Annotated in this window: 20 protein-coding genes and 1 pseudogene; 7 read left to right on the top strand and 14 right to left on the bottom strand. The window is 69.9% G+C overall.

The features are described 5' to 3' along the window. Positions 1-3: 3 nt before the first annotated feature. From F5X71_RS18800 to F5X71_RS18745, 12 genes and pseudogenes are all read right to left on the bottom strand, one after another. A complete protein-coding gene (locus F5X71_RS18800) occupies positions 4-663 on the bottom strand; it encodes a DUF305 domain-containing protein (RefSeq protein WP_167463210.1) in 660 nt (219 codons plus the stop codon). A gap of 2 nt (positions 664-665) precedes the next feature. Beyond that, positions 666-2,240, bottom strand: coding sequence for an LVIVD repeat-containing protein (locus F5X71_RS18795; RefSeq protein WP_167463209.1), 1,575 nt, complete (start codon positions 2,238-2,240; stop codon positions 666-668). A 168-nt stretch (positions 2,241-2,408) separates the two neighbouring features. After that, positions 2,409-3,296, bottom strand: coding sequence for a 3-methyladenine DNA glycosylase (locus F5X71_RS18790; protein ID WP_238815315.1), 888 nt, complete (start codon positions 3,294-3,296; stop codon positions 2,409-2,411). Beyond that, on the bottom strand, positions 3,293-4,357 hold the full coding sequence (locus F5X71_RS18785) for a hemolysin family protein (protein ID WP_167463208.1): 1,065 nt from the start codon (positions 4,355-4,357) through the stop codon (positions 3,293-3,295). Before F5X71_RS18785 ends, F5X71_RS18790 begins: the two co-directional genes overlap by 4 nt. Then, positions 4,350-5,792 (bottom strand): hemolysin family protein, encoded by a 1,443-nt coding sequence (locus tag F5X71_RS18780; RefSeq protein WP_167463207.1) that lies wholly within the window; start codon positions 5,790-5,792, stop codon positions 4,350-4,352. Before F5X71_RS18780 ends, F5X71_RS18785 begins: the two co-directional genes overlap by 8 nt. Before the next feature lie 293 nt (positions 5,793-6,085). Continuing rightward, complete coding sequence (locus tag F5X71_RS18775; RefSeq protein ID WP_167463206.1) at positions 6,086-7,522, bottom strand: GuaB1 family IMP dehydrogenase-related protein; 1,437 nt, start codon at positions 7,520-7,522, stop codon at positions 6,086-6,088. A gap of 566 nt (positions 7,523-8,088) precedes the next feature. Beyond that, positions 8,089-9,471, bottom strand: a pseudogene (locus F5X71_RS18770) (DEAD/DEAH box helicase); the annotation flags it as partial. Between the two features lie 185 nt (positions 9,472-9,656). After that, positions 9,657-10,595: a M56 family metallopeptidase gene (locus F5X71_RS18765; protein ID WP_167463204.1), complete on the bottom strand. Its 939-nt coding sequence runs from the start codon at positions 10,593-10,595 to the stop codon at positions 9,657-9,659. A 40-nt stretch (positions 10,596-10,635) separates the two neighbouring features. Continuing rightward, entirely contained in the window at positions 10,636-11,025 is a 390-nt protein-coding gene (locus tag F5X71_RS18760; RefSeq protein ID WP_029899854.1) for a BlaI/MecI/CopY family transcriptional regulator, read from the bottom strand. 71 nt (positions 11,026-11,096) lie between these two features. Next, positions 11,097-11,972, bottom strand: a complete 876-nt coding sequence (locus F5X71_RS18755; RefSeq protein ID WP_167463203.1) for an ABC transporter ATP-binding protein — start codon at positions 11,970-11,972, stop codon at positions 11,097-11,099. Then, positions 11,969-13,054 carry a FecCD family ABC transporter permease gene (locus F5X71_RS18750; protein ID WP_167463202.1) on the bottom strand — a complete coding sequence of 362 codons (1,086 nt, stop codon included), beginning with the start codon at positions 13,052-13,054 and terminating at the stop codon, positions 11,969-11,971. Before F5X71_RS18750 ends, F5X71_RS18755 begins: the two co-directional genes overlap by 4 nt. Then, a complete protein-coding gene (locus tag F5X71_RS18745) occupies positions 13,051-14,097 on the bottom strand; it encodes a FecCD family ABC transporter permease (protein ID WP_167463201.1) in 1,047 nt (348 codons plus the stop codon). The genes F5X71_RS18750 and F5X71_RS18745 overlap by 4 nt, the downstream gene beginning before the upstream one ends. A gap of 109 nt (positions 14,098-14,206) precedes the next feature. Here F5X71_RS18745 and F5X71_RS18740 point away from each other — a divergent pair, with 109 nt between their 5' ends. From F5X71_RS18740 to F5X71_RS18715, 6 genes are all read left to right on the top strand, one after another. Beyond that, positions 14,207-14,917 (top strand): hypothetical protein, encoded by a 711-nt coding sequence (locus F5X71_RS18740; RefSeq protein WP_167463200.1) that lies wholly within the window; start codon positions 14,207-14,209, stop codon positions 14,915-14,917. Between the two features lie 312 nt (positions 14,918-15,229). Next, the gene (locus tag F5X71_RS18735) at positions 15,230-16,039 is read left to right on the top strand and encodes a carbonic anhydrase (RefSeq protein ID WP_238815314.1); all 810 of its coding nucleotides are present in this window, start codon (positions 15,230-15,232) and stop codon (positions 16,037-16,039) included. 43 nt (positions 16,040-16,082) lie between these two features. Continuing rightward, positions 16,083-16,529 (top strand): PaaI family thioesterase, encoded by a 447-nt coding sequence (locus F5X71_RS18730; protein ID WP_167463198.1) that lies wholly within the window; start codon positions 16,083-16,085, stop codon positions 16,527-16,529. Between the two features lie 81 nt (positions 16,530-16,610). After that, a complete protein-coding gene (locus tag F5X71_RS18725) occupies positions 16,611-16,913 on the top strand; it encodes an urease subunit gamma (RefSeq protein WP_167463197.1) in 303 nt (100 codons plus the stop codon). Between the two features lie 13 nt (positions 16,914-16,926). Beyond that, positions 16,927-17,241 (top strand): urease subunit beta, encoded by a 315-nt coding sequence (locus F5X71_RS18720; RefSeq protein WP_167463196.1) that lies wholly within the window; start codon positions 16,927-16,929, stop codon positions 17,239-17,241. Positions 17,242-17,314: 73 nt separating this feature from the next. Beyond that, the gene (locus tag F5X71_RS18715; RefSeq protein WP_167463195.1) at positions 17,315-19,036 is read left to right on the top strand and encodes an urease subunit alpha; all 1,722 of its coding nucleotides are present in this window, start codon (positions 17,315-17,317) and stop codon (positions 19,034-19,036) included. A 17-nt stretch (positions 19,037-19,053) separates the two neighbouring features. Here the strand turns inward: F5X71_RS18715 and F5X71_RS18710 are convergent, their stop codons facing one another. Both F5X71_RS18710 and F5X71_RS18705 read right to left on the bottom strand, forming a co-directional pair. Further along, entirely contained in the window at positions 19,054-19,575 is a 522-nt protein-coding gene (locus F5X71_RS18710) for a DUF3558 family protein (RefSeq protein WP_167463194.1), read from the bottom strand. Positions 19,576-19,686: 111 nt separating this feature from the next. Then, positions 19,687-20,031 (bottom strand): ArsR/SmtB family transcription factor, encoded by a 345-nt coding sequence (locus tag F5X71_RS18705; protein WP_238815313.1) that lies wholly within the window; start codon positions 20,029-20,031, stop codon positions 19,687-19,689. 155 nt (positions 20,032-20,186) lie between these two features. Here F5X71_RS18705 and F5X71_RS18700 point away from each other — a divergent pair, with 155 nt between their 5' ends. Continuing rightward, positions 20,187-20,375 carry a hypothetical protein gene (locus F5X71_RS18700; RefSeq protein ID WP_167463193.1) on the top strand — a complete coding sequence of 63 codons (189 nt, stop codon included), beginning with the start codon at positions 20,187-20,189 and terminating at the stop codon, positions 20,373-20,375. Positions 20,376-20,378 lie beyond the last annotated feature (3 nt).

Here is a 20,378-nt window from a genome sequence, read left to right as displayed (position 1 = left end):
CGATCAGGGCAGGGGAGCTGCGCCACGCTCAGTGAGCAGCATCCCCATCAGCCCGGTCTCCTGGGCTTGCGCATGGATCATCGATCGCGCGGTTTCCTTCACCGGGCCCGCGGCGATCAGCTGGTCGGCCGCCTGCGCCATCGCGATACCGCCGCGGTGGTGGCGATACATCAATTGCAGGAACAGGATTTCGGCGTCACGGCCGCGGGCGGCGGCGAGGGCGTCGAGCTCTGCGGTCGTTGCCATGCCCGGCATGACGGTGCCGGGCGGCGCCTTCGGCTCGGCCTGCGCGACCGGCATCGAATGCTGGTGCGGCGCGGACTCGTCCGCAGGCATCCACGCCATTGGCCGTGGCGACAGCGGCGCGGCGTTCGCCAGCCGCAGCCAGCCGAGCATGGTGCCGAGCTCGAGGCGCTGGGTGCTGTCGAGCTGCTGGGCCAGGCGCAGCACCGTGAGATCGACGCCGGGGTCGAGGCGTTGCACCATGAGCAGCGCCTGCTGGTGGTGGGCGGTCATGTCCTGGCTGAAGCCGATCTCCACGGAGCTGAGAATCGGTGTCGCCGTGTGCTTCTCGGGCAGCGCCAGGGGACGCAAGGCGGCGCCGAGCACGAGCAGGGCGAAGACGGCCGAGACGAGGGCGGCAGTGCGGATCCAACGCGGCATGGCTAGGACCCGACGATCGATTCTTGGTCCGCCGGCGGCGAATACACGTCGTTGTCGAGTTGCAACACCATGAATCCGTTGTCGGAGCAAGCGACATAGAGTTGCGAGCCACGCCATTCCGGCGGTGAGAAGCACCAGTCGGTGGACACGTCGCCGAAGGCCAGCTTGCCGGTGCGCGGGGTCAGCGCGTCGAGCGGATTGAACTGCCCTTCCAGCACGGCGCGTGCCGCGCTCGGCGTATTCATCAGCGGCACACCGATGATCGAGGCCAGCGCGTGCGGCGAGTTCCAGAGGCTGAGGTTCTGTCCGGTGCGGGCGGGCGGGTTGTAGTAGGCGATCTCGCGGATGGCGCGCGGGTCGCGGATATCGAAAACGCGGATACCAGAGGAGATCCAGCCGCAGGCGAGCGCGGTCGGATTGTCCCTGCGGTCGGCGGCGCAGTAGTGCGATTCGTAGGCGAAGGCCGAACCGCCCATGGACGAACCGATATTGGCATCTTGGTTTTGCGGCAGGTTGATCTCCAGCTTGATCTTCGCGGCGACCTTGGGTGCGGTGTCGTCGGAGATATCGATGAGTTTCACACCGCCGGAACCGCCCTCGTCGACGGTGTAGAGATAGGGCTTGCCGTCATAGGTCACCGGGACGCTGTGCTGGGTGGCCCAGCCGTCGGTCCAGAACACCCGCCCGATGTGGTGTACCTGCGGGTTCGGGTCGCGGCGTTGCACGGCGCTGATGTCGAGCACGGTGAAGCCGCCGAGCGCGGACAGGTACATCCGATTGCCATCGGCGCTGATCCCGAAGCCGTGCGCCTCGATGCCGGTGAGTCCCTGCCAGATGACCCGCGGGTTCGCCGGATCGGTCAGGTCGACCGCGCTGACGAAGCCGGGGGCGATGCCGGAGGCCCAGTAGGTGTTGCCGTCGGGGGAGAAGCCGCCCTCGTGGGTCGTGATGGGCAGCGGCATCAGCATGTTCGTGCCGGGGCCCGGGTTGAGCAGGCGTGGGTGCGCGCAGTCGGAGATGTCGTAGACCGAGAGGTAGCCGACGCCGGTGCCGACCGGAACGCCGGTGCCCACCAGCAGCTTTCGTGCGGTGTTGACCTTCAGGCTCTCCCAAGTGCCCGCCAGCATGGCGGGTTCGGTCAGCGTGCCGGTGGGGCGGGGGTTCGCCGGATCGGAGACGTCGAGCACCTGGACGCCGCGACCCTCGCTGATCAGGTCGCCGGGGAAGAAGGAGCCCATGTAGGCGCAGTGCTCGAAGCTGGTCGAGGTAATGCCTGCGCCGCGCCCGGCGAAGCCGCCGACGAAGGACATGTTGCAGCGATAGCCCTGGGTGCTGCGTCCACTGTCTCGGTCGGCGGCGGTGACATCGCCCTGCATGCCGTTCTCCGGCGCGGCGCCCGGTCCGCACTCGGCGCGTGGTACGGCGGTGCGGCCGACGTCGAGGAACTCCTGCACGGCGTTCTGGATATCGGACTGTAGGTCGGCCGAAGCACTGCTCGGCACCATGAGCGCGGCCGCGAGGCCGACCATGACCAGGACCATCGGCTTCGTGTCGCGCAGGCGTGCCAGTGAGCGCATCGTCGAACTCCCCAAGCTTCAGCAGGTTTACCCGACCGCCCCAAACTGACTGGGACAGTCGTCGAACTGACTGAATAGTAGTAACTACTGTTAACTTAAGGAAGGGTTCGGCCGAAATTGGCACTGCCGACCGGCGCGCGGTTCCTGATCGCGCGCTGTGCTGGGCGTTCAGTCGCTGGTCAGCCGCGATTCCTGGCTCAGCAGCCGCTCGCACGCCGTCAGCAGAATCCCGCGCAACTCGCCGGAGCGTTCGGCCAGTGCCGACTGCGTTCTGACATATTCCGCGCGTCCGGCCGCCGTCTCGATGCGCACCGGCGTGTACCCGTAGTCGGACAGATCGTAGGGGCTGGCTCGCATGTCGAGTTCGCGCGCGGCGCAGGCCAGTTCGAAGCAGTCCAGCATCAGCCGGGACGAGACCAGCGGGGCGAGCTTGAAACTCCACTTGTAGAGGTCCATGTTCGCGTGCAGGCAGCCAGGCTGTTCGCGCAGCACCTGGTCGGCGCGGGTGAGCGGTTCGGCGTTGCGGCCGATCGCCTCGGGGGTGAAGAAGCGGAACGCGTCATAGTGGGTGCAGCGCAGCGACATCGATTCGACCACCGCGTCGGTGCCGGAGCGGCCGAGGCGCAGCGGCACCTGCTGGTGGCGGATGTCGTCGGTGCGGTAGACCATCGCCCACTCGTGCAGCCCGAAGCAGGACAGCTGAGTGGGGCGAGCCGCGGTGGCGCGCAACAACTTCGCGATGAACTCGAGGGTGTCGCGACGGCGCGTGAGGTACGCGGGGTCGGCGGTGTACACCCCGTCGACCCGGTGATAGCCGCGCGCGCCGTCGTATTCACTGGCGCCTGTGAGCGCGACGCCGAAGCCGGGATGCCAGCGGCGCAACTGCGCGGGTTTGTGCCCGTAGTAGGTGAACAGGAAGTCGATCACCGGATGCGTCGAACCGGCGGCGCGCCGTTCGAGATACGGGCCGACGAGCGCGTCGAGCCGGTCGAGGTGCGTGGCGGCCTCCGCCCGCCACTGCGGCTCGGTGAGCACCGTGGTGGTGGCCGCGCTCATTCGATGATCCGGTGCGTCCCGTCGCGGACGGTGCCGACGAACTCCTCCACCAGGTCCTCCAGCGCCACGATGCCCGTGGTATTGCCGCGGGTGTCCACGACGCGACCGAGGTGGCTGTTGGTGCGCCGCAACCGGGCCAGCGCCTCGTACAGCGGCGTGTGCATGCTGACGGTCGGCAGCGGTCGGATGTCGGTGCGGGGGATGGGCGTTTCCGGGCCCGCCGTCTCGTCGGCGACCTTGTCCAGCACGTCCTTGACGTGCAGATAGCCGACCAGCGAACCGTCGCCTGCCTGTACCGGATAGCGGGAGAATCCGGTTTCGGCGACGGCGGATTCGATGTCGCCGAGCGTGGTTCCGTTGCCGCGCAACGGCACCGTGCGAGTGGTGTCGAGCGCGACCATCACGTCGGCGACGACGCGGTCGCTGGTGCCGAGCGCCTGGGTGAGCCTGCGGTGCTCCTCCTCGTCGAGCAGTCCCTCGGAACGGGATTCGCCGATCATCTCGGCCAGCTCGACCGAGGAGACGGTGGCGTCGAGTTCGTCCTTGGGCTCGATCCGGACCATGCGCAGCGTCAGGTTCGCGGCGAGGTTGTAGAACGCGATGAGCGGACGCGCCAGCCGCAACCACAGCAGGTGCACCGGAACCAGCAGCAGCGCACTGCGTTCCGGGCCCGCCAGGGCGATGTTCTTCGGGATCATCTCGCCGAACAGGATGTGCAGGATCACCACGATGGCGAGCGCGACGGCGAATGCCACCGGGTGCAGCAGCTGTTCGGGCAAGCCGAGGAACTCGAACGGTCCCTGCAACAGATGCGCCACCGCGGGTTCGCCCACCCGGCCGAGCAGGATCGAGCAGATGGTGATGCCGAGCTGGGCGGCGGCGAGCATCATCGACAGGTTCTCGCCCGCGCGAATCACGGTGTCGGCGTTGCGCTTTCCCTGCGCGGCCAGTGCCTCCAGCCGGTCCCGGCGCGCCGAGATCAGCGCGAACTCGGCCGCGACGAAGAAGGCGTTGCCTGCCAGCAGCACCACGGTGAGGGCCACACCGAACAGGTCACCCATGACTGTGCTCCTGTTCGCGATCGGCCGCCGTGCCGGACTCGTCCGGGTTCGGCTCCTGGTGCTGGAAGCGCCGCAGCGCGAGTTCGTCCGGGGCGACCGGGATCAACCGGACCCGGTCGATGCGGCGGCCGTCCATCCGTTCTACCCGGGCGATCCAGCCGCCGGAGGCCGGGGAATCCTCTGAAGACCATTGCTGGGAACGGGGATTCGGCAGCAGCACCTCGTCGCCCGGTTCCGGGATGCGGCCGAGGCGGGTGAGCACCAGGCCGCCGAGCGTCTCGTATTCGCCCTCCGGCGCGTCGTAGCCGGTGGCCCTGGACACCTCGTCGATGCGCAGCAGGCCCGAGCAGTCCCAGCCGTCGGAGACGCGGCGCACGTCGAGCTCTTCCTCGTCGTGCTCGTCGCGCACGTCACCGAGGATCTCCTCGATGATGTCCTCCATGGTGACGATGCCCGCGGTGCCGCCGTATTCGTCGACGACCAGCGCGACCTGCATGCCGTCGGCCCGGATCCGCTCGAGCACCTCGTCGCCGTCCAGGCTCGCGGGCACGATCGGCACCGGATGGGCGAGCATCTGCAGGGGGATGGTGCGGCGCACGCCCGCGGGATGGGTGAACGCCTGCTTGATGTGCACCACGCCGAGGGTGTTGTCGAGGTCGCCGTCGATCACCGGGAAACGCGAATAGCCGGTGCGGCCCGCGGCCTCGATCAGGTCGGCGATGGTGTCGAGCTTGTCCAGCGACTCGATCTTCACCCGCGGCGTCATCAGTTCCTCGGCGCTGCGCGCACCGAACTGCAGCGACCGGTCGATGACCTGTGCCGTGCGCGAATCCAGCGCGCCGCGCAGCGCGGAGGTGCGCACCAGCGAGCCGAGCTCCTGCGGGGAACGCGCGGAACGCAATTCTTCGGCGGGTTCGACGCCGAAGCGGCGCACCACCCAGTTGGCGGTGTTGTTGAGGAAATGGATCAGCCACTTGAACACCACGGAGAACGCGACCATGGGCGCGGCGGTGACGCGCGCGGTGGCCAGCGGTTTGGAGATGGCGATGTTCTTGGGCACCAGCTCGCCGTAGATCATCGACAGCGAGGTGGCCAGCACCAGCGCGAGCGCGAGCGAGACACCGGCGGCGGCGCCGTCGCTGAGCCCGAGGCCGGTGAACACCGGATCGAGCAGTCGCGCGAGCACGGGCTCGGCGATATAGCCGGTGATCAGCGTGGTGATCGTGATGCCGAGCTGGGCGCCGGACAACTGGAACGACAGGGTGCGATGCGCCTGGCGAACCATCCTGGCCCGGACGTCACCCTCGCGCGCGTGCGCCTCGACGGTGCTGCGTTCCAGGGCGGTGAGGGAGAATTCGGCGGCCACGAACAGCGCGGTGCCTGCGGTGAGCGCGATGAAGCCGAGCAAGCTGAGCACGGTGAATGCGACGGTCATCGCCGGCACCACCTGAGGGCCGGAAACCCGCCGCTCGGGAATGGGGCTCGAACTCGGAGGACGCTGGGGAGTAGGAGGACGCCGGGTTTGTCACCCGGCTCGGTAGAGGAGCCCTCCTGTGCTGCGCCCTTGGACGCGGGTGACAACTGGATCCTTTCGCGAAGCCGGTGATGTGCTGCCGGGAGCCGGCAACCCCATGTTACCGGCCCACACGAGCGAACGCGTGGGCCGGTGGGTGTCCCGGCACGAGCGTGTCGGACGCCGTGCCGGGTAGGTGGATCAGTGGACGGTGCTCACCAACCGCTGGGCAGCGGCCGTCCCTCGGCGAAGCCGGCGGCCGACTGCACGCCGAGCACCGCCTTGTCGTGCAGCTCGGCGAGGCTGCGCGCACCCGCGTAGGTGCAGGCGCTGCGCACGCCGGAGCAGATGTGGTCGATGAGGTCCTCGACGCCGGGGCGCTCGGGGTCCAGCCGCATGCGCGAGCTCGAAATGCCTTCCTCGAACAGGGCTTTGCGGGCCCGGTCGAAGCCGCTGTCGGAGGCGGTGCGGGCCGCGACGGCACGCTTGGAGGCCATGCCGAAGCTTTCCTTGTAGGCATTGCCGTCGCGGTCGACGCGCAGGTCGCCGGGGGATTCGTAGGTGCCGGCGAACCAGGAGCCGATCATCACGTTGGACGCGCCCGCGGCCAGCGCGAGCGCGACGTCGCGGGGGTGCCGCACGCCGCCGTCGGCCCAGATGTGCACGCCGAGTTCCTTTGCGGCGGCGGCACATTCGGCGACTGCGGAGAACTGCGGGCGGCCGACGCCGGTCATCATCCTGGTGGTGCACATGGCGCCGGGTCCGACACCGACCTTGATGATGTCGGCGCCCGCGGCGGCCAGGTCGCGGGTGCCCTGCGCGGAGACCACGTTGCCCGCTACCAGCGGCACGCCGAGGCCGAGATCGCGCACGGCGCTGAGGGATTCGAGCATCTTGGCCTGGTGGCCGTGTGCGGTGTCCATCACCAGCACGTCGGCGCCCGCGTCGGCCAGGGCCTTGGCCTTGGCGACCACGTCGCCGTTGATGCCGACCGCGGCGGCGACCCGCAACTGGTCGCGCTCGTCGACGGCGGGCTGGTAGATGCCGGCGCGCACGGCGCCGGTGCGGGTCATCACGCCGGCCAGGGTGCCGTCGGCGGCGGTGAGCACCGCGAGGTGCGCGTGCGCGCGGTCGAGCAGTTCGAAGATCTCGCGCGGCGAGGTGCTGACCGGGGCCTGCGCGAAGTCGGTGATCGCGACGTCACGCAGTCGGGCGAAGCGGTCGACATCGGTGCACGAGGCCTCGGTGACGACGCCGACCGGGCGGCCCGCGTCGACCACCACGACCGCGCCGTGCGCACGCTTGTGCATCAGGGCGACGGCCTCGGAGACCGAACGCTCCGGGTCGAGGGTGACGGGCGTATCGGCGGTGAGCGAGCGGCTCTTGACGAAGGCGATGGTGTCTGCGGCCGCGCTGATCGGCAGATCCTGCGGCAATACGACGATGCCGCCGCGACGGGCGACGGTCTCGGCCATGCGACGTCCCGCGACCGCGGTCATGTTGGCCACGACGATGGGAATGGTGGTGCCGGTGCCGTCGACGGTGGAGAGGTCGACATCGAACCTGGAGGCGACATCGGTCCGGTTGGGGACGAGGAAGATGTCGTCGTAGGTCAGGTCATACGGCGGCTGATGGCCAGGGAGAAACTGCACTTAACCGATGATAACCAAGTCCCGGTGGTGGTGCGCAATTCCGCGGCATCCGGTGGAGACGAACCTCACAGCGTGTCTACCGGGCGTGTCGGGCTCCGCGCGTCGCGATTCCCGCGCGGGCGCCGCCGCCGCTGCCCGCTCGGCCGCGTGACCGCTGCACAGCGGACAACAGCGCGACGAGCAGTGCGTAAGCGGCGGCGACCCGCGGATGCCCGGTCCGATCGCTAATTTGCCCCGTGGTTGCGGGTGCTCGGCGCGTGCTGCGGGCGCACGGCGCGTCGCCGGGCCTTGCCGGGCGTGTCGCCCGTGCCGCTGCCGCCGGATCGGGCACCGGTACCCACGAATCCGCCGGCGGCGGTGCGGCTCCCGCCGGTCGCCGCGGCGCCGCGACCCGCGCCGATCTTGGGCGCGGCCGCGCCACGTCCACCGCGACCCGCCGCGCCGGATCTGGCCGCGCTGTCGCCGCGACCGGCAGCGGACCCCGCACCGGAACGGTTCTTGCCGGAGCCATCGGCGCGGGCGCCGGTGGTCCGTCCGGTCGTGCCGTCGTCGCCGAATCCCTTGGCGGCACCGGCACTCCGGCGGCCCGCGCCGCGCCCTGTGCCGCCCGCTGAGCGTCCGGCACGCGCCGGACGGGCCTCGGTGTCGGCCGCGCCGGAACGGCGGCCAGCGGCGCCGGAACGGCGTCGTCCGGTGCCCGAACCGCCCTCGGCCGCAACCTGCTTGGGCGGCGTCGGCGCCGCGACCGGAATGCCGGAGGGCTGGCGGGCGCCGGTGATCGCGATCAGGGTGCGGTCGCCGGGACGCACCGCGATGCCCTTGACCTCGACGCCCGCCTTGCGGGTCATCGATTCGACGTCGCGCCGTTCCTCGTCCATGACCAGCGTGACGACAACGCCGTCCTCGCCCGCGCGCGCGGTACGGCCCGCGCGGTGCAGGTAGGCCTTCGACTCGGCGGGCGGATCGACATGCACCACAAGGGAAATGCCGTCCACGTGGATACCGCGCGCGGCCACGTCGGTGGTGACCAGCACCGGCACCGAACCGTCGGCGAAGGCCGCGAGCGTGCGGGTGCGGTTGTTCTGCGCCTTGCCGCCGTGCAGCGCGCCCGCCGGGATGCCGACACCGCGCAGCTGCTTGGCCAGCCGGTCCGCGCCGTGCTTGGTGCGGACGAACATGATGGTCAGGCCGTCACGCGCGGCGATCTCGGCGGCGACACCGCGCTTGGCGATCTTGTCCCGGACGAACAGCAGGTGGTGGGTCATCGTCGCGACCGACGCGGCGGGCGGTGCGGTCGAATGGGTGACGGGGGAGTTCAGGTAGCGCTTGACGAGCTTGTCCACCTCGCCGTCGAGCGTCGCCGAGAACAGCAGGCGCTGACCGTCTTTCGGGGTCTGATCGAGCAGCTTGGTGACCTGCGGCAGGAAGCCCATGTCGGCCATGTGGTCGGCCTCGTCGAGCGCGGTGATCCGCACGTCGGCCAGCGAGGCGGAGCGCTGCAGCACCAGGTCGGCGAGGCGGCCGGGGGTGGCGATGAGCAGATCGACGCCGCGGGCCAGGCGGTCGGCCTGGCGCTTGATCGGCGCGCCGCCGACGACCGAGGCGACCCGCAGGCCGAGCGCCAGCGCCGGTGCGTCGAGCGAGCGTTCGATCTGCGCGGCCAGTTCGCGGGTGGGCACCAGGACCAGGCCGCGCGGGCGGCCCGGCTGCGAGGCGGCGCCGGCGAGCCGGGCCAGCATGGGCAATCCGAAGGCGAGGGTCTTGCCGGATCCGGTCGGGCCGCGGCCGAGCACATCCTTGCCCGCCAGGGCGTCCGGCACCGTTGCGGCCTGAATGGGGAACGGTGCCTCGATGCCGTCGCGCCGCAGTGCCTGCACGAGCACGGCGGGCAGGCCCAGGTCCGTAAATGACACGGTGGGCGCCGCGGCGACGGTGGTCGAGGGGGTCACGAGTGGTGTGTGCCTTTCGTAGCGACGGCACGTTCGCACAGCGGAACGTGCTGTTCAGAGTGGGTCGGAGCGGTGACCGTCACGGTGCACCGCGCGCTGCGGACAGGTGGTTTCGGGGCGCAGCGCGAAGCAGCGATGCGGCCGACCATGCGGTAGGCCAAGTGTCCAGGATACGTCCTATGAGTTCAGCCGCGGAACAGCCGACTCAATTCGACCAGCCAAGGTACCGCGACGGCCATGGTCGGCACGACCAGAATGGCCGCCGAACCCAGGTATGCGGCGGTGGCCACGCGCACGTCCCCGATCCGGCCGGTGAGGCGCTGGATGCGGATGAGCGTGGTGGGTCCGCCCGCGGCCAGCGCGCCCTGCGGGGCGGTCGACTTGGAGCAGGCGACCAGGGCGCGGGCCAGCGGCTTGGGGCCGGTCACCTTGACCGCCGAATCGTCGGCGAGCAGTTCGATCAGCAGCTTCACCGAACCGAGCGCGGCCTTGCTGCGCACCACCCGCGGAAACGCTTCGTGCACCGCGGTGAACGCCTCGAGCACCAGGTCGTGGCGGGCGCGCAGGTGCGAGCGCTCGTGGCTGACTATCGCGGTGATCTCGGCGTCGTCGAGGTTGGTCAGCGTGCCCTCGCTGATCACCACGCGCTGGCGTAGGCCGGGCAGGCAGTAGGCGATGGGTTCGGTGGCGGCGAGCACCCGGATGTCGGCGGCGCGCCGGTGCGGGCCGCTCTGGTCGAGCAGGTCGACGAGCATGCGATGGCGCGCGCGGCGCCTGCGGGTGTGCACCCCGACCCGCACGATCGCGTAGATGAGCCGCGCACCGACCAGCAGTGTGAGCATGAACACGAAAACGTAGGCGAGCCACAGCGGCAGACCGAGCGCGTCGATCTCCCTGGTGGGCGCCGTGGTCGGGCGACCGTCCGAACCGGGCACGAGCAGCTCGGCCGCGATGGCGAGTCCGGAGCCGAACGCGCTGAGCACGGCGGCCAGCGCGATCGCCTGCCAGAGCACGAGTGCTGCGCGGGGCGTCCGGTAAGTCCAGGTCGCCCGGCTGAGCAGGGCCGGGGCCGGCCCCGCGAGAAGCAATGCGAGACCGGCGAATACCGGCGCGGTTGCGTTCATCGACTCAGCTCACTGCGTTGGGGGCAAGGTCGCGAGGAGTCTACTGCGGTGGCGGTGTGTCCTCGGATGCTTCGAGCTTAGCGAGTGCCTCGCGCAGCGCGGCAGCCTCATCCTTGCCGACCTGTTCTACGAAGTGCACCAGGGCCGCGGCGCGGCTGCCCGCGGCGTCGGCCTGCTGCAGTGCGTCCACCATCAAACTGGCCACGAGTTCGTCGCGGGTGTGCACCGGCGCGTAGCGGTGCGCACGGTCGTCGCGCTGCTGGACCACGAGGTTCTTCTTCGCGAGGCGTTGTAGCACTGTCATCACCGTGGTGTACGCGAGCTCGCGGCGTGCGGCCAAGGCCTCGTGCACCTGCCGGACGGTTTGCGGTTCGTCGGTTGACCACAACTGGTCCATGACCGCTTTCTCGAGTTCACCAAGTCCTGCCATTCCACAATTTTAGGTACTCAACGACGCCGATGCGTACTACACGGTGTCGTAACTATGGAATAGCTGGTGTGTCATTTGTCATACGCGGCGGATTTGGACATCACGGGCCCACCTGCTTTGCCCATCACGTGCCGGGTGCCGATCGGCACGATCATCGGCCGACCGGACACCGGATCCTGCAGCACCGAGGCATCCAGATCGAAGACTTCACGCAGCAACCGCACGTCGATGATGTCGGCGGGACGGCCCTGCGCGACGATCCGGCCCTCGCGCATGACGATCAGCTCGTCGCTGTAGCGGATCGCCAGGTTGAGATCGTGCAGCACCATCACCACCGTGCGGCCGAGCTCGGCGTGCAGCCGGTCGACCAGGTCGAGCACGTCGACCGCGTGCGCGAGATCGAGGTAGGTGGTCGGCTCGTCGAGCAGCAGGATATCGGTGCCCTGCGCGAGCGCCATCGAGATCCACGCGCGCTGGCGCTGGCCGCCGGACAGTTCGTCGAGCGCGCGCTCGGCCAGATCCGCGATGCCGGTTTGCTCCAGCGCGGTGCGCACCTCGGCCTCGTCGTCCACCGACCACTGCCGGAACCAGGACTGGTGCGGATGACGGCCGCGCGCGACGAGATCGGCGACGGTCAGGCCCTCCGGCGCGACCGGCGACTGCGGCAGCATGCCGATCACCCTGGCCACATCCTTGGTCTTCATCGTCGAAATGGCCTTGCCGTCCAACAGCACTCGGCCCTGGCGCGGGCGCAGCAGTCGGCCGAGCGAGCGCAGCAGGGTGGATTTGCCACAGCCGTTCGGGCCGATCACGGTGGTGATCACGCCGGGGGCGATGTCGAGGGTGAGCCCGTCGACGATCACCCGGTCGCCGTAGCCGAGGCTGACGTCGTCGGCGGCGAGGCGGGTCGGCGTCGGCTCGGCGCCCCGCACGGCATCTGTGGTCATGACAGCGTCGCCTTCCGATTCATTCGCATGAGCAGGTAGAGCAGGAACGGACCGCCGATCGCGGCGGTGACGATGCCGACCGGCAGGTCGGCGGGAAACACCGAGCGTGACGCGATATCCGCACCGACCACCAGGATGGCACCGAGGAGCGCGGATCCGATCAGCGGTTCGCCGGGGGTGCGCAGCAGCCGGCGCGCGATCTGCGGCGCGGCCAGCGCGACGAAGGTCACCGGCCCGACCGCCGCGGTCGCCACCGAGGAGCTGACCACCGCCGCGCCGATCAGGATCGCCTGCTGGGTCTGGATGCGCACGCCGAGCGAGCGGGTGGTCTCGGCGCCGAGCCGCAGCGCCGCCAGGGTGCGCGCCGAGCCGAGCGCGACGACGCTCACCACGGCGAGCGCGAATGCCGCTGGGAGCAAACGAGATCGGTCGGCGTTGTTCAGCGATCCGTTGAGCCACAACTGCACCAGTTGCGCGTCCTGCAGGGTGGCTCGGGTGATCAGCCAGCTGATGCCGGCCAGCAGCACGGCATTCATGCCGACGCCGATCAGGACCAGTCGCAGCCCGGTCACGCCTTGTTCGCCGGTCGGACTGCGCCCCCAGGCGAGCAGGTAGATCGCCGCGGCCGTGAGCAGCCCGCCGGTCAGGGCGGCCAGCGGCGCCCCGAGGGTTGCCGCGAGGCCGGTGCCGCCCGCGCCGACGAGCACGATCACCGCGCCGAGGCTCGCGCCGGTGGTGATGCCGAGCATGTCCGGCGCGGCGAGCGGATTGTGCAGGATCGACTGCGTGATCGCGCCCGAAAGACCAAGTGCCGCACCGACGACTAGCGCGGTCAGCGCCCGGGGCAGGCGCGAGTCGAGCACGATGAACCGCTGCGCCCTGGTGCCACCGCCGGACAGGACGTCGATCACCCGGCCGAGCGGGATGTGCGAGTCGCCGGTGGCGATGTCCAGGCAGAACAGCAGCAGCATCGCCGCGGCCAGGGCGGCGACGATCAACACCATGGTCGGGCGCAGCACCAGCGAGACGGGGCCGACCCGCAGTGCGGGCCGGGGGCCCCGGGCTTTGAGCGAGATACTCACAGGCTCACCAGCTTTCGACGGCGCACGAACGCGATGAAGCAGGGCGCGCCGATCACGGCGAGCATGACGCCGACCTGGAGTTCGCCGGGCCGGGCGACCACCCGGCCGACGATATCGGCGACCATCAGCAGGATCGCGCCGATCAACCCGGAATAGGGGATCATCCAGCGGAAGTCGGGCCCGGTCACGACGCGGGCGATGTGCGGCACGATCAACCCGAGAAAGGCGATCGGCCCGACCGCCGCGGTGGCCGCGCCGGACAGCAGCACCACCGCGGCGAGTCCGAGGGCGCGGCTGCGGCCGATGTTCACCCCGAGCCCGCGGGCCACCTCGTCGCCGAGGCTCAGCAGATTGAGGCCGGGTGCGGCGGTCACGGCCAGCAGGACGCCGAACGCCAGGAACGGCAGCACCTGCCACAGCACCGTGGCATCGCGGCCCGCGATGGTGCCGACCACCCAGAAGCGGTAGGTGTCGAGCGCGGTGGCGTCGAGCAGCACCACGGCTTGGGTCATGGCCTGCAGGAACGCGGTGACGGCCGCGCCGGCCAGCACCAGGCTCAGCGGGCTGGCTTTGCCGCCGCCCACCGCCGAGGCGCCGAACACCGCGACGCCGGCCACCAGCGCGCCGAGAAACGCGAACCAGATGTACTGGTTGGGCGTGGTGAGGCCGAAGAGGTAGATGCTCAACGCCGCGAAAAAGCCCGCGCCCGCGTTCAATCCGAGCAGGCCCGCGTCGGCGAGCGGGTTGCGGGTGTAGCCCTGGATCAGCGCACCCGCCATGCCGAGGGCCAGGCCGGTGGCCAGCGCCAGTACCGTGCGTGGCAGCCGGAGTCCCCGTACGATTTCCTCAGCGGTGGATTCGGCGGGGCAGTCGAACGGGCCGCCCGCGCAGGTGAGCGCGTGGTGCACGGATTCGTACACGGTGCCCGGCGCGAGCGACCTGGTTCCGATCGCGATGCTCGCGATCGTGGTGAGCAGGAGCAGGGCGGCCAGGACGAGCAGTCCGGTCAGTCGCCGCCGCCGTGCGGTCCCAAGCGTGGTCACGGTGACGAACTACTCCTGATTCGGTCTAGCACAGTACTGGTTGGTCTGGTAAGCCTAACCTATCTTGTTGTGCCCGCCGCGACGGCCAACCCCTCAGGAGGTTCGTTCAATGCCCGAGCTCATGACCACCTGCCCGCCACGCCATACCACCATGGCGTTCGATCACGCCTGTGCCGGCTTGCGCGCGTTGCAGCCGGAACATCCGCGCGTGTATGCGGTGGCGGCGATGGCTGAGCAGGGCAAGCGGCGGTGGTGGCGGTTGGCCGACGGGGTGCGCGAGGGGCGCATCGAGCTGATGTATCGCAGGCACGCGGCGGAGATGATCCGTGCCGACGTCGCGGCGGAAGTTGTTGCCACGGCATTGATTCACGCGGTGGTCGGCCGGGTGACCGCGCTGCTGGTCTCGGCGGGGCGGGCCTGGGATCCCGGACTGGAGAATCTGTGGATCCACACCGACAACGACGGGGGTATCGACTGGGCGGGCCTGGGCGACACGACGATTCGCGTGGTCGACGGCGACACGCTGGCCGGTGAACCCGGTGTGGTGGCGCTGCCGTGCGAGGGCGCGATGTATGTCTGGCTCGCGCATCGGTGTGAACCGTCGTTGACGCTCATCCAGTCGAGCCTCGGGCGGTACTCGGGTCTGAGCCCGCGGCGGTTCTGGCAGCTCGTCGGCGAATCCATCGCGGGCGCTTCGACTTACGTGCCCGACCTGGCGCGCACCGACGCGGTGGTCGGCACCCGTCGAGGTCAGGGCCTGTTGGCCGCGCTGGAGCGCAGGGGATTGCCGGTGCGTCGCACGACGGGCTTGCTTAGTTAGGTAAGCCTCGCCTATACTCATAACCGGCGTAAGGATTGAGCGAGAGTCCCGAGGGCTGCGGTGACCCCCGATCCATTGCCGCTGAGGGCCCCACTTCCGGGTGGGGCCCTCAGCTCTGTCCGGGTGTGACCCAAGTCGCTCTGTCGTCTTCTGGCGTGGCGCGCGTCGCCGGGTCTAATGTCTGACGCCGTCGCGGACGTGAATTCCCCTGAACCCCTGGGGGATTCGTCCGATTTCGAGTGGCTGACCGTGTGTTCGCAGCTGTGCTGCGGGCCTTCTCGGCTACTCATCGTGGGCCGAGGAGTGTGCCGGGTGCTCGTCCGTGGATTCGCACGTCGTCGTTGTTTCGTTGGCGCGGCCGTCGCGGCGGTGCTCGTGCTCGTCGCGGGGTGCGGCGGTGCCGGGCCGCGGTTGCGCGGTCACGTGGCGCCGCCGGGCGCGCCGCACTGGGACTACGCCGCCGCAGGCCCCGAGCGCTGGGCCGAACTCGATCGCGCCTACCTGACCTGTCGCAGCGGTCACGAACAATCACCGGTGGACCTGCCGAGCCACACCCGGCTCGCGCCGCAGGAGCACATCGATATCGATTACGGGTCCGTGCCCGGGCTCGACCTGCTGCACAACGGGCACACCGTGCAGGCGAATGTCGCGGCGGGCAACGGGAATCGGCTCGTCGTCGACGGCGTGGACTACGAGCTGACCCAGTTCCACTTCCACCTGCCCAGCGAACACACCGTCGACGGCGCCGGCGCGGCGATGGAGCTGCACCTCGTGCACCGCGACGCCGCTGGGGCGCTCGCGGTGCTCGGCGTGCTGTTGCGGGCCGCGGCCGAATCATCGCCCCTGGACCCGATTCTCGCGGCCGCGCCGGCGACGCCGGGTGCCACGGCCGCGGTGGGCGGCCTCGATCTGCGGGCACTGCTGCCCGCCGATCTCGACCAGTTCCGCTACCGCGGGTCGCTCACCACGCCACCGTGTAGCGAGGGTGTCGCGTGGACCGTGCTCGAACATCCGAGCACCGTGGGGCCGGCGAGTGCCGAGCGCTATCGGACGCTGTTCCCGCACAGCAATCGTCCGACCCAGCCGCTCTACGGGCGCGCTGTCACGCTGGCGGGCAACTGAGCCAGCGGAAATCGGTGGCAACCGCTGTGCGAAAGTGGACGACATGACAGAGCAGCAGACCACCATGGGCGAATTCATGGCGGAGGTCACCCCCGAGTCGATGACGAAGGCGAGCGAGGGGACCTTCACCGACCTCATCGGCCTGCGCTACACCGAGACGTCTCCGGACCGGGTGCGCGGCGAGTGGCCGGTCACTTCGCGGCTCTACCAGCCCGCTGGCATCCAGAACGGCGGCGTGTACTGCACGATCATCGAGACGCTCGCCAGCGTCGGCGGCGGCATCTGGTACGGCGCGCGCGGCACGGTCGTCGGCGTGAACAACAACACCGATTTCCTGCGCGCGGTGCGCGATGGCGTGCTCTACGGCGAGGCGACGCCGATCCATCGCGGCAGGCTGCAACAGCTGTGGGTCGTGGTGATCACCGACGAGCAGCAGCGGATCGTGGCGCGCGGTCAGGTCCGGCTGCAGAACCTGCCCGCCGAGCGCTGAGCGGGGCGCTCGCGCCGCGCGGCCGGAACGGCGTGCCAGAATGTCGCTCACCCATACAACCCGACCCGGTGAGGAGCCCGGATGCGCCTGTCGCCGCACGAGCAGGAACGGCTGCTGCTGAGCTATGCGGCCGAGCTGGCCCGGCGCAGACAGGCTCGTGGCCTCAAGCTCAATCATCCCGAGGCCATCGCGCTGATCACTGACCACGTGCTCGAGGGCGCGCGCGACGGTCGCTCGGTCGCCGAGCTGATGTCGTCCGGGCGCACCGTGCTCGCCCGCGCCGACGTGATGGACGGCGTGCCGGAGATGATCCACGACGTGCAGGTCGAGGCCACCTTCCCGGACGGCACCAAGCTCGTCACCGTCCACCACCCGATCGCCTAGAAGGACGCGCGGCATGATTCCCGGTGAATACCTCTGCGCGCAGGGCACCATCGCGTTGAACGCGGGCGCGCCGCGGCTCGAACTCGACGTGGTCAACACCGGCGACCGGCCGGTGCAGGTCGGCAGCCACGTGCACTTCCCACAGGCCAACGCCGCGCTGCGGTTCGATCGGGACGCGGCGCACGGCCACCGGCTCGACATTCCGGCAGGCACCGCGATCCGCTTCGAACCCGGTCTCGGGCAGCGTGTCTCGCTGGTGCCGCTGGGCGGCACCCGCGAGGTCCACGGCATCGGCCTGACCCCGCCCGGACGCCTGGACGAGCGGTGAACCACCCGTTATCTGATCTGCCGCACCAGGATTCGCCCGTCGGCCGGGGTGCGCACCGGACCATGGAGGCATCGTGACCGAGTTGAGCCGCGCCCGGTACGCCGAGCTGTTCGGCCCGACCACCGGTGACCGGATTCGGCTGGCCGACACCGATCTGCTGATCGAGATCACCGAAGACCGCAGCGGCGGGCCGGGACTCGCGGGGGACGAGGCCGTCTTCGGCGGCGGCAAGGTGCTGCGCGAGTCGATGGGACAGTCGCGCGCGACCCGCGCCGAGGGCACCCCGGACACCGTGATCACCGGCGCGGTCATCATCGACCACTGGGGAATCATCAAGGCCGACATCGGCATCCGGGACGGACGCATTTGCGGCATCGGCAAGGCGGGCAACCCCGACACGATGACCGGCGTGCATCCCGACCTGGTGGTCGGTCCGTCCACCGAGATCATCGCGGGCAACGGCCGCATCCTCACCGCGGGCGCGATCGACTGTCACGTGCACTTCATCTGTCCGCAGCTGATGGACGAGGCGCTCGGTGGCGGCATCACCACCCTGATCGGCGGCGGCACCGGCCCGGCCGAGGGGAGCAAGGCGACCACCGTGACGCCGGGCGACTGGCACCTGGCCCGCATGCTGGAGGCGACCGACGGCTGGCCGCTGAACATCGTGCTGCTCGGCAAGGGCAATACGGTCAGCGCCGAGGCCATGTGGGAGCAATTGCGCGGCGGCGCGGCCGGTTTCAAGCTGCACGAGGACTGGGGTTCCACCCCCGCCGCGATCGACGCCTGCCTGACCGTGGCGGACGCGGCCGGGGTGCAGGTGGCGTTGCACTCGGACACCCTGAACGAGGCCGGTTTCGTCGAGGACACCCTCGCCGCCATCGCGGGCCGCGCCATCCACGCGTACCACACCGAGGGTGCGGGCGGCGGGCACGCGCCCGACATCATCACGGTCGCAGCGCATCTCAACGTGCTGCCCAGTTCCACCAACCCGACCCGGCCGCACACGGTCAATACCCTCGACGAGCATCTCGACATGCTCATGGTGTGTCACCATCTCAGCGCGTCCATCCCGGAGGATCTGGCGTTCGCGGAGAGCCGGATCCGGCCGTCCACCATCGCGGCCGAGGACCTGCTGCACGATCTCGGGGCGATCTCCATGATCGGCAGCGATTCCCAGGCCATGGGACGCATCGGCGAGGTGGTGATGCGCACCTGGCAGACCGCGCACGTGATGAAGCGCCGCCGCGGCGCGCTGCCCGGCGACGGCGCCGCCGACAACGCCAGGGTGCGGCGCTACATCGCGAAATACACCATCTGCCCGGCGGTCGCGCACGGTCTCGATCACGAGATCGGTTCGGTGGAGGTCGGCAAGCTGGCCGATCTGGTGCTGTGGGAGCCCGCGTTCTTCGGGGTGCGCCCGCATGCCGTGCTGAAGGGCGGCGCGATCGCCTGGGCCGCGATGGGCGACGCCAACGCCTCCATCCCGACCCCGCAGCCGGTGCTGCCGCGCCCGATGTTCGGCGCCGCCCCGGTTGTCGCCGCCGCCACCTCCCTGCATTTCGTGGCCGAGCAGGCGATCGAGGACGGCCTCGCCGATCGGCTGCGTGTGCATCGAAAGCTGGTGCCCGTCAAGAATGTTCGCGCCCGCACCAAGGCCGACATGCCGCACAACGACGCCATGCCGCGCATCGAGGTGGACCCCGACACCTTCACCGTCCGCATCGACGGCGAGGTCTGGACCGAGCAACCCGCCACCGAACTCCCCATGGCCCAGCGCTACTTCCTGTTCTGAGGCGGGCCGGCGCCGCGTCAGGGCGACAGGTCGACCATCAGGGTGGCGAGTTGGCGTGCGGCAGCGCACGGGTCGAGTGTGGTTGCGTCCGTGCGATTCTGGACGCGCCAGATGATCGAGCCGTGCGCGGCGGCGGCGACCCCGCAGTCGCCGAGGTCGTGCGGGTTGCGGAGGTAGAAGGCGGCGGCGGTAACCGTGCCGAAGGTGTGTTCGGCGATCACCAGGTGCTCGGTCCGGAAGCCGTCGGCGCGGGCGCGGTCCCAGATCTGCTGCAGCGAGTCCTCTGCCGAGAAGACGAAGCTGACGCTCGCGTCGCCCGCGCCGATCTGGGCGTCCCAGCGGCAGGCCTGCGGCGTGTGGTGGGCGAGCAGGGCGGTGGCGTGCACGGCGTCGCGGATCTGATCGGCCGACACCGGAGCGCAGTCGGCGTAGGGGTGCGCGGCGCGCGGCGGTACGGCCTCGGGTGCGGCGGTGGCACAACCGGCGGCCAGGAGCGCGAGCGCGGCGATTCCGCCGGTGCGGGCAGCGAACGACCTCATCACCGCCCCCTTTTCTGCATCGATCTCGGGTGGGATCAGGCGACGGTACCCAGACCCGCCGGGAGCGGCCACCTGAGCAGGGGCGATCTTGGTCACTGTGCCCGTGCCAGGTCAGCCCTGCGGCGACGCGCCCGGCATCGATCCGCCGCGGCGCCGATGGTGCCGGAACGCGAGCCGCACGATATCGGCGATGCCGGAATCGGCGATCGAGTACACATTGCGCCTGCCCGCTTTGCGCATATTCACCAAACCGGCCAGTCGGAGTTTCGCGAGATGCTGGCTGACCGCCGGTACGGATTGACCGATTTCGGCGGCCAGGGTGCCGACATCGCGCTCGCCGCGGCTGAGCAGCCAGAGGATCTGTAGCCGGGCGGTGGCCGCGAGCATCCCGAAAACCGCTGCCGCGTCGTGTAGTTCAGCCGCCGGGATGAGGTCCGGCTCGCCGTGCTCGGTCACATCCGCCTCCCACCCGAGCGTAGCGTGACGGTGCACCGAATACTTGCGCAATTGATTGACGAACGCGCGCCGGCGGGTTTCTAATAATGAGTACGCGATTCCGCGTGCGTAACCGATCCAACCGTGATCGACCGACCAACTCGGCGGGGTGAGCCATGGCGACCATGTTCAACAGGGCCGAAACACCGCACCGCGCACCGAATCTGGAGCGTCAGGCCATCTGGTTCACGACCGTGCTCTACCTGCTGATCAGCGCCGGACTGCTGACCATGCACTACGCGCATCCGCAGCAGCCGGTCGGCTCGTCGTCGGTGTCGCCTGCCCACTCCTCCTACGAGCGCTGACCG

The sequence above is a fragment of the Nocardia brasiliensis genome (genome assembly GCF_011801125.1).
Taxonomy (GTDB): domain Bacteria; phylum Actinomycetota; class Actinomycetes; order Mycobacteriales; family Mycobacteriaceae; genus Nocardia; species Nocardia brasiliensis_C.
The sequence above is the reverse complement of the archived record's forward strand: the minus strand, read 5'-3'. Positions and strand labels throughout refer to the sequence as shown.

What these genes read in the sequence shown, in the direction of transcription:
- F5X71_RS18740 (WP_167463200.1), top strand. Translation starts at nt 14,207, where the DNA reads ATGCCCGAGCTCATGACCACCTGCCCGCCACGCCATACCACCATGGCG.
- F5X71_RS18780 (WP_167463207.1), bottom strand. Translation starts at nt 5,792, where the DNA reads ATGACCGTCGCATTCACCGTGCTCAGCTTGCTCGGCTTCATCGCGCTC.
- F5X71_RS18720 (WP_167463196.1), top strand. Translation starts at nt 16,927, where the DNA reads ATGATTCCCGGTGAATACCTCTGCGCGCAGGGCACCATCGCGTTGAAC.
- F5X71_RS18755 (WP_167463203.1), bottom strand. Translation starts at nt 11,972, where the DNA reads ATGACCACAGATGCCGTGCGGGGCGCCGAGCCGACGCCGACCCGCCTC.
- F5X71_RS18800 (WP_167463210.1), bottom strand. Translation starts at nt 663, where the DNA reads ATGCCGCGTTGGATCCGCACTGCCGCCCTCGTCTCGGCCGTCTTCGCC.
- F5X71_RS18765 (WP_167463204.1), bottom strand. Translation starts at nt 10,595, where the DNA reads ATGAACGCAACCGCGCCGGTATTCGCCGGTCTCGCATTGCTTCTCGCG.
- F5X71_RS18790 (WP_238815315.1), bottom strand. Translation starts at nt 3,296, where the DNA reads ATGAGCGCGGCCACCACCACGGTGCTCACCGAGCCGCAGTGGCGGGCG.
- F5X71_RS18725 (WP_167463197.1), top strand. Translation starts at nt 16,611, where the DNA reads ATGCGCCTGTCGCCGCACGAGCAGGAACGGCTGCTGCTGAGCTATGCG.
- F5X71_RS18710 (WP_167463194.1), bottom strand. Translation starts at nt 19,575, where the DNA reads ATGAGGTCGTTCGCTGCCCGCACCGGCGGAATCGCCGCGCTCGCGCTC.
- F5X71_RS18760 (WP_029899854.1), bottom strand. Translation starts at nt 11,025, where the DNA reads ATGGCAGGACTTGGTGAACTCGAGAAAGCGGTCATGGACCAGTTGTGG.
- F5X71_RS18730 (WP_167463198.1), top strand. Translation starts at nt 16,083, where the DNA reads ATGACAGAGCAGCAGACCACCATGGGCGAATTCATGGCGGAGGTCACC.
- F5X71_RS18700 (WP_167463193.1), top strand. Translation starts at nt 20,187, where the DNA reads ATGGCGACCATGTTCAACAGGGCCGAAACACCGCACCGCGCACCGAAT.
- F5X71_RS18785 (WP_167463208.1), bottom strand. Translation starts at nt 4,357, where the DNA reads ATGGGTGACCTGTTCGGTGTGGCCCTCACCGTGGTGCTGCTGGCAGGC.
- F5X71_RS18795 (WP_167463209.1), bottom strand. Translation starts at nt 2,240, where the DNA reads ATGCGCTCACTGGCACGCCTGCGCGACACGAAGCCGATGGTCCTGGTC.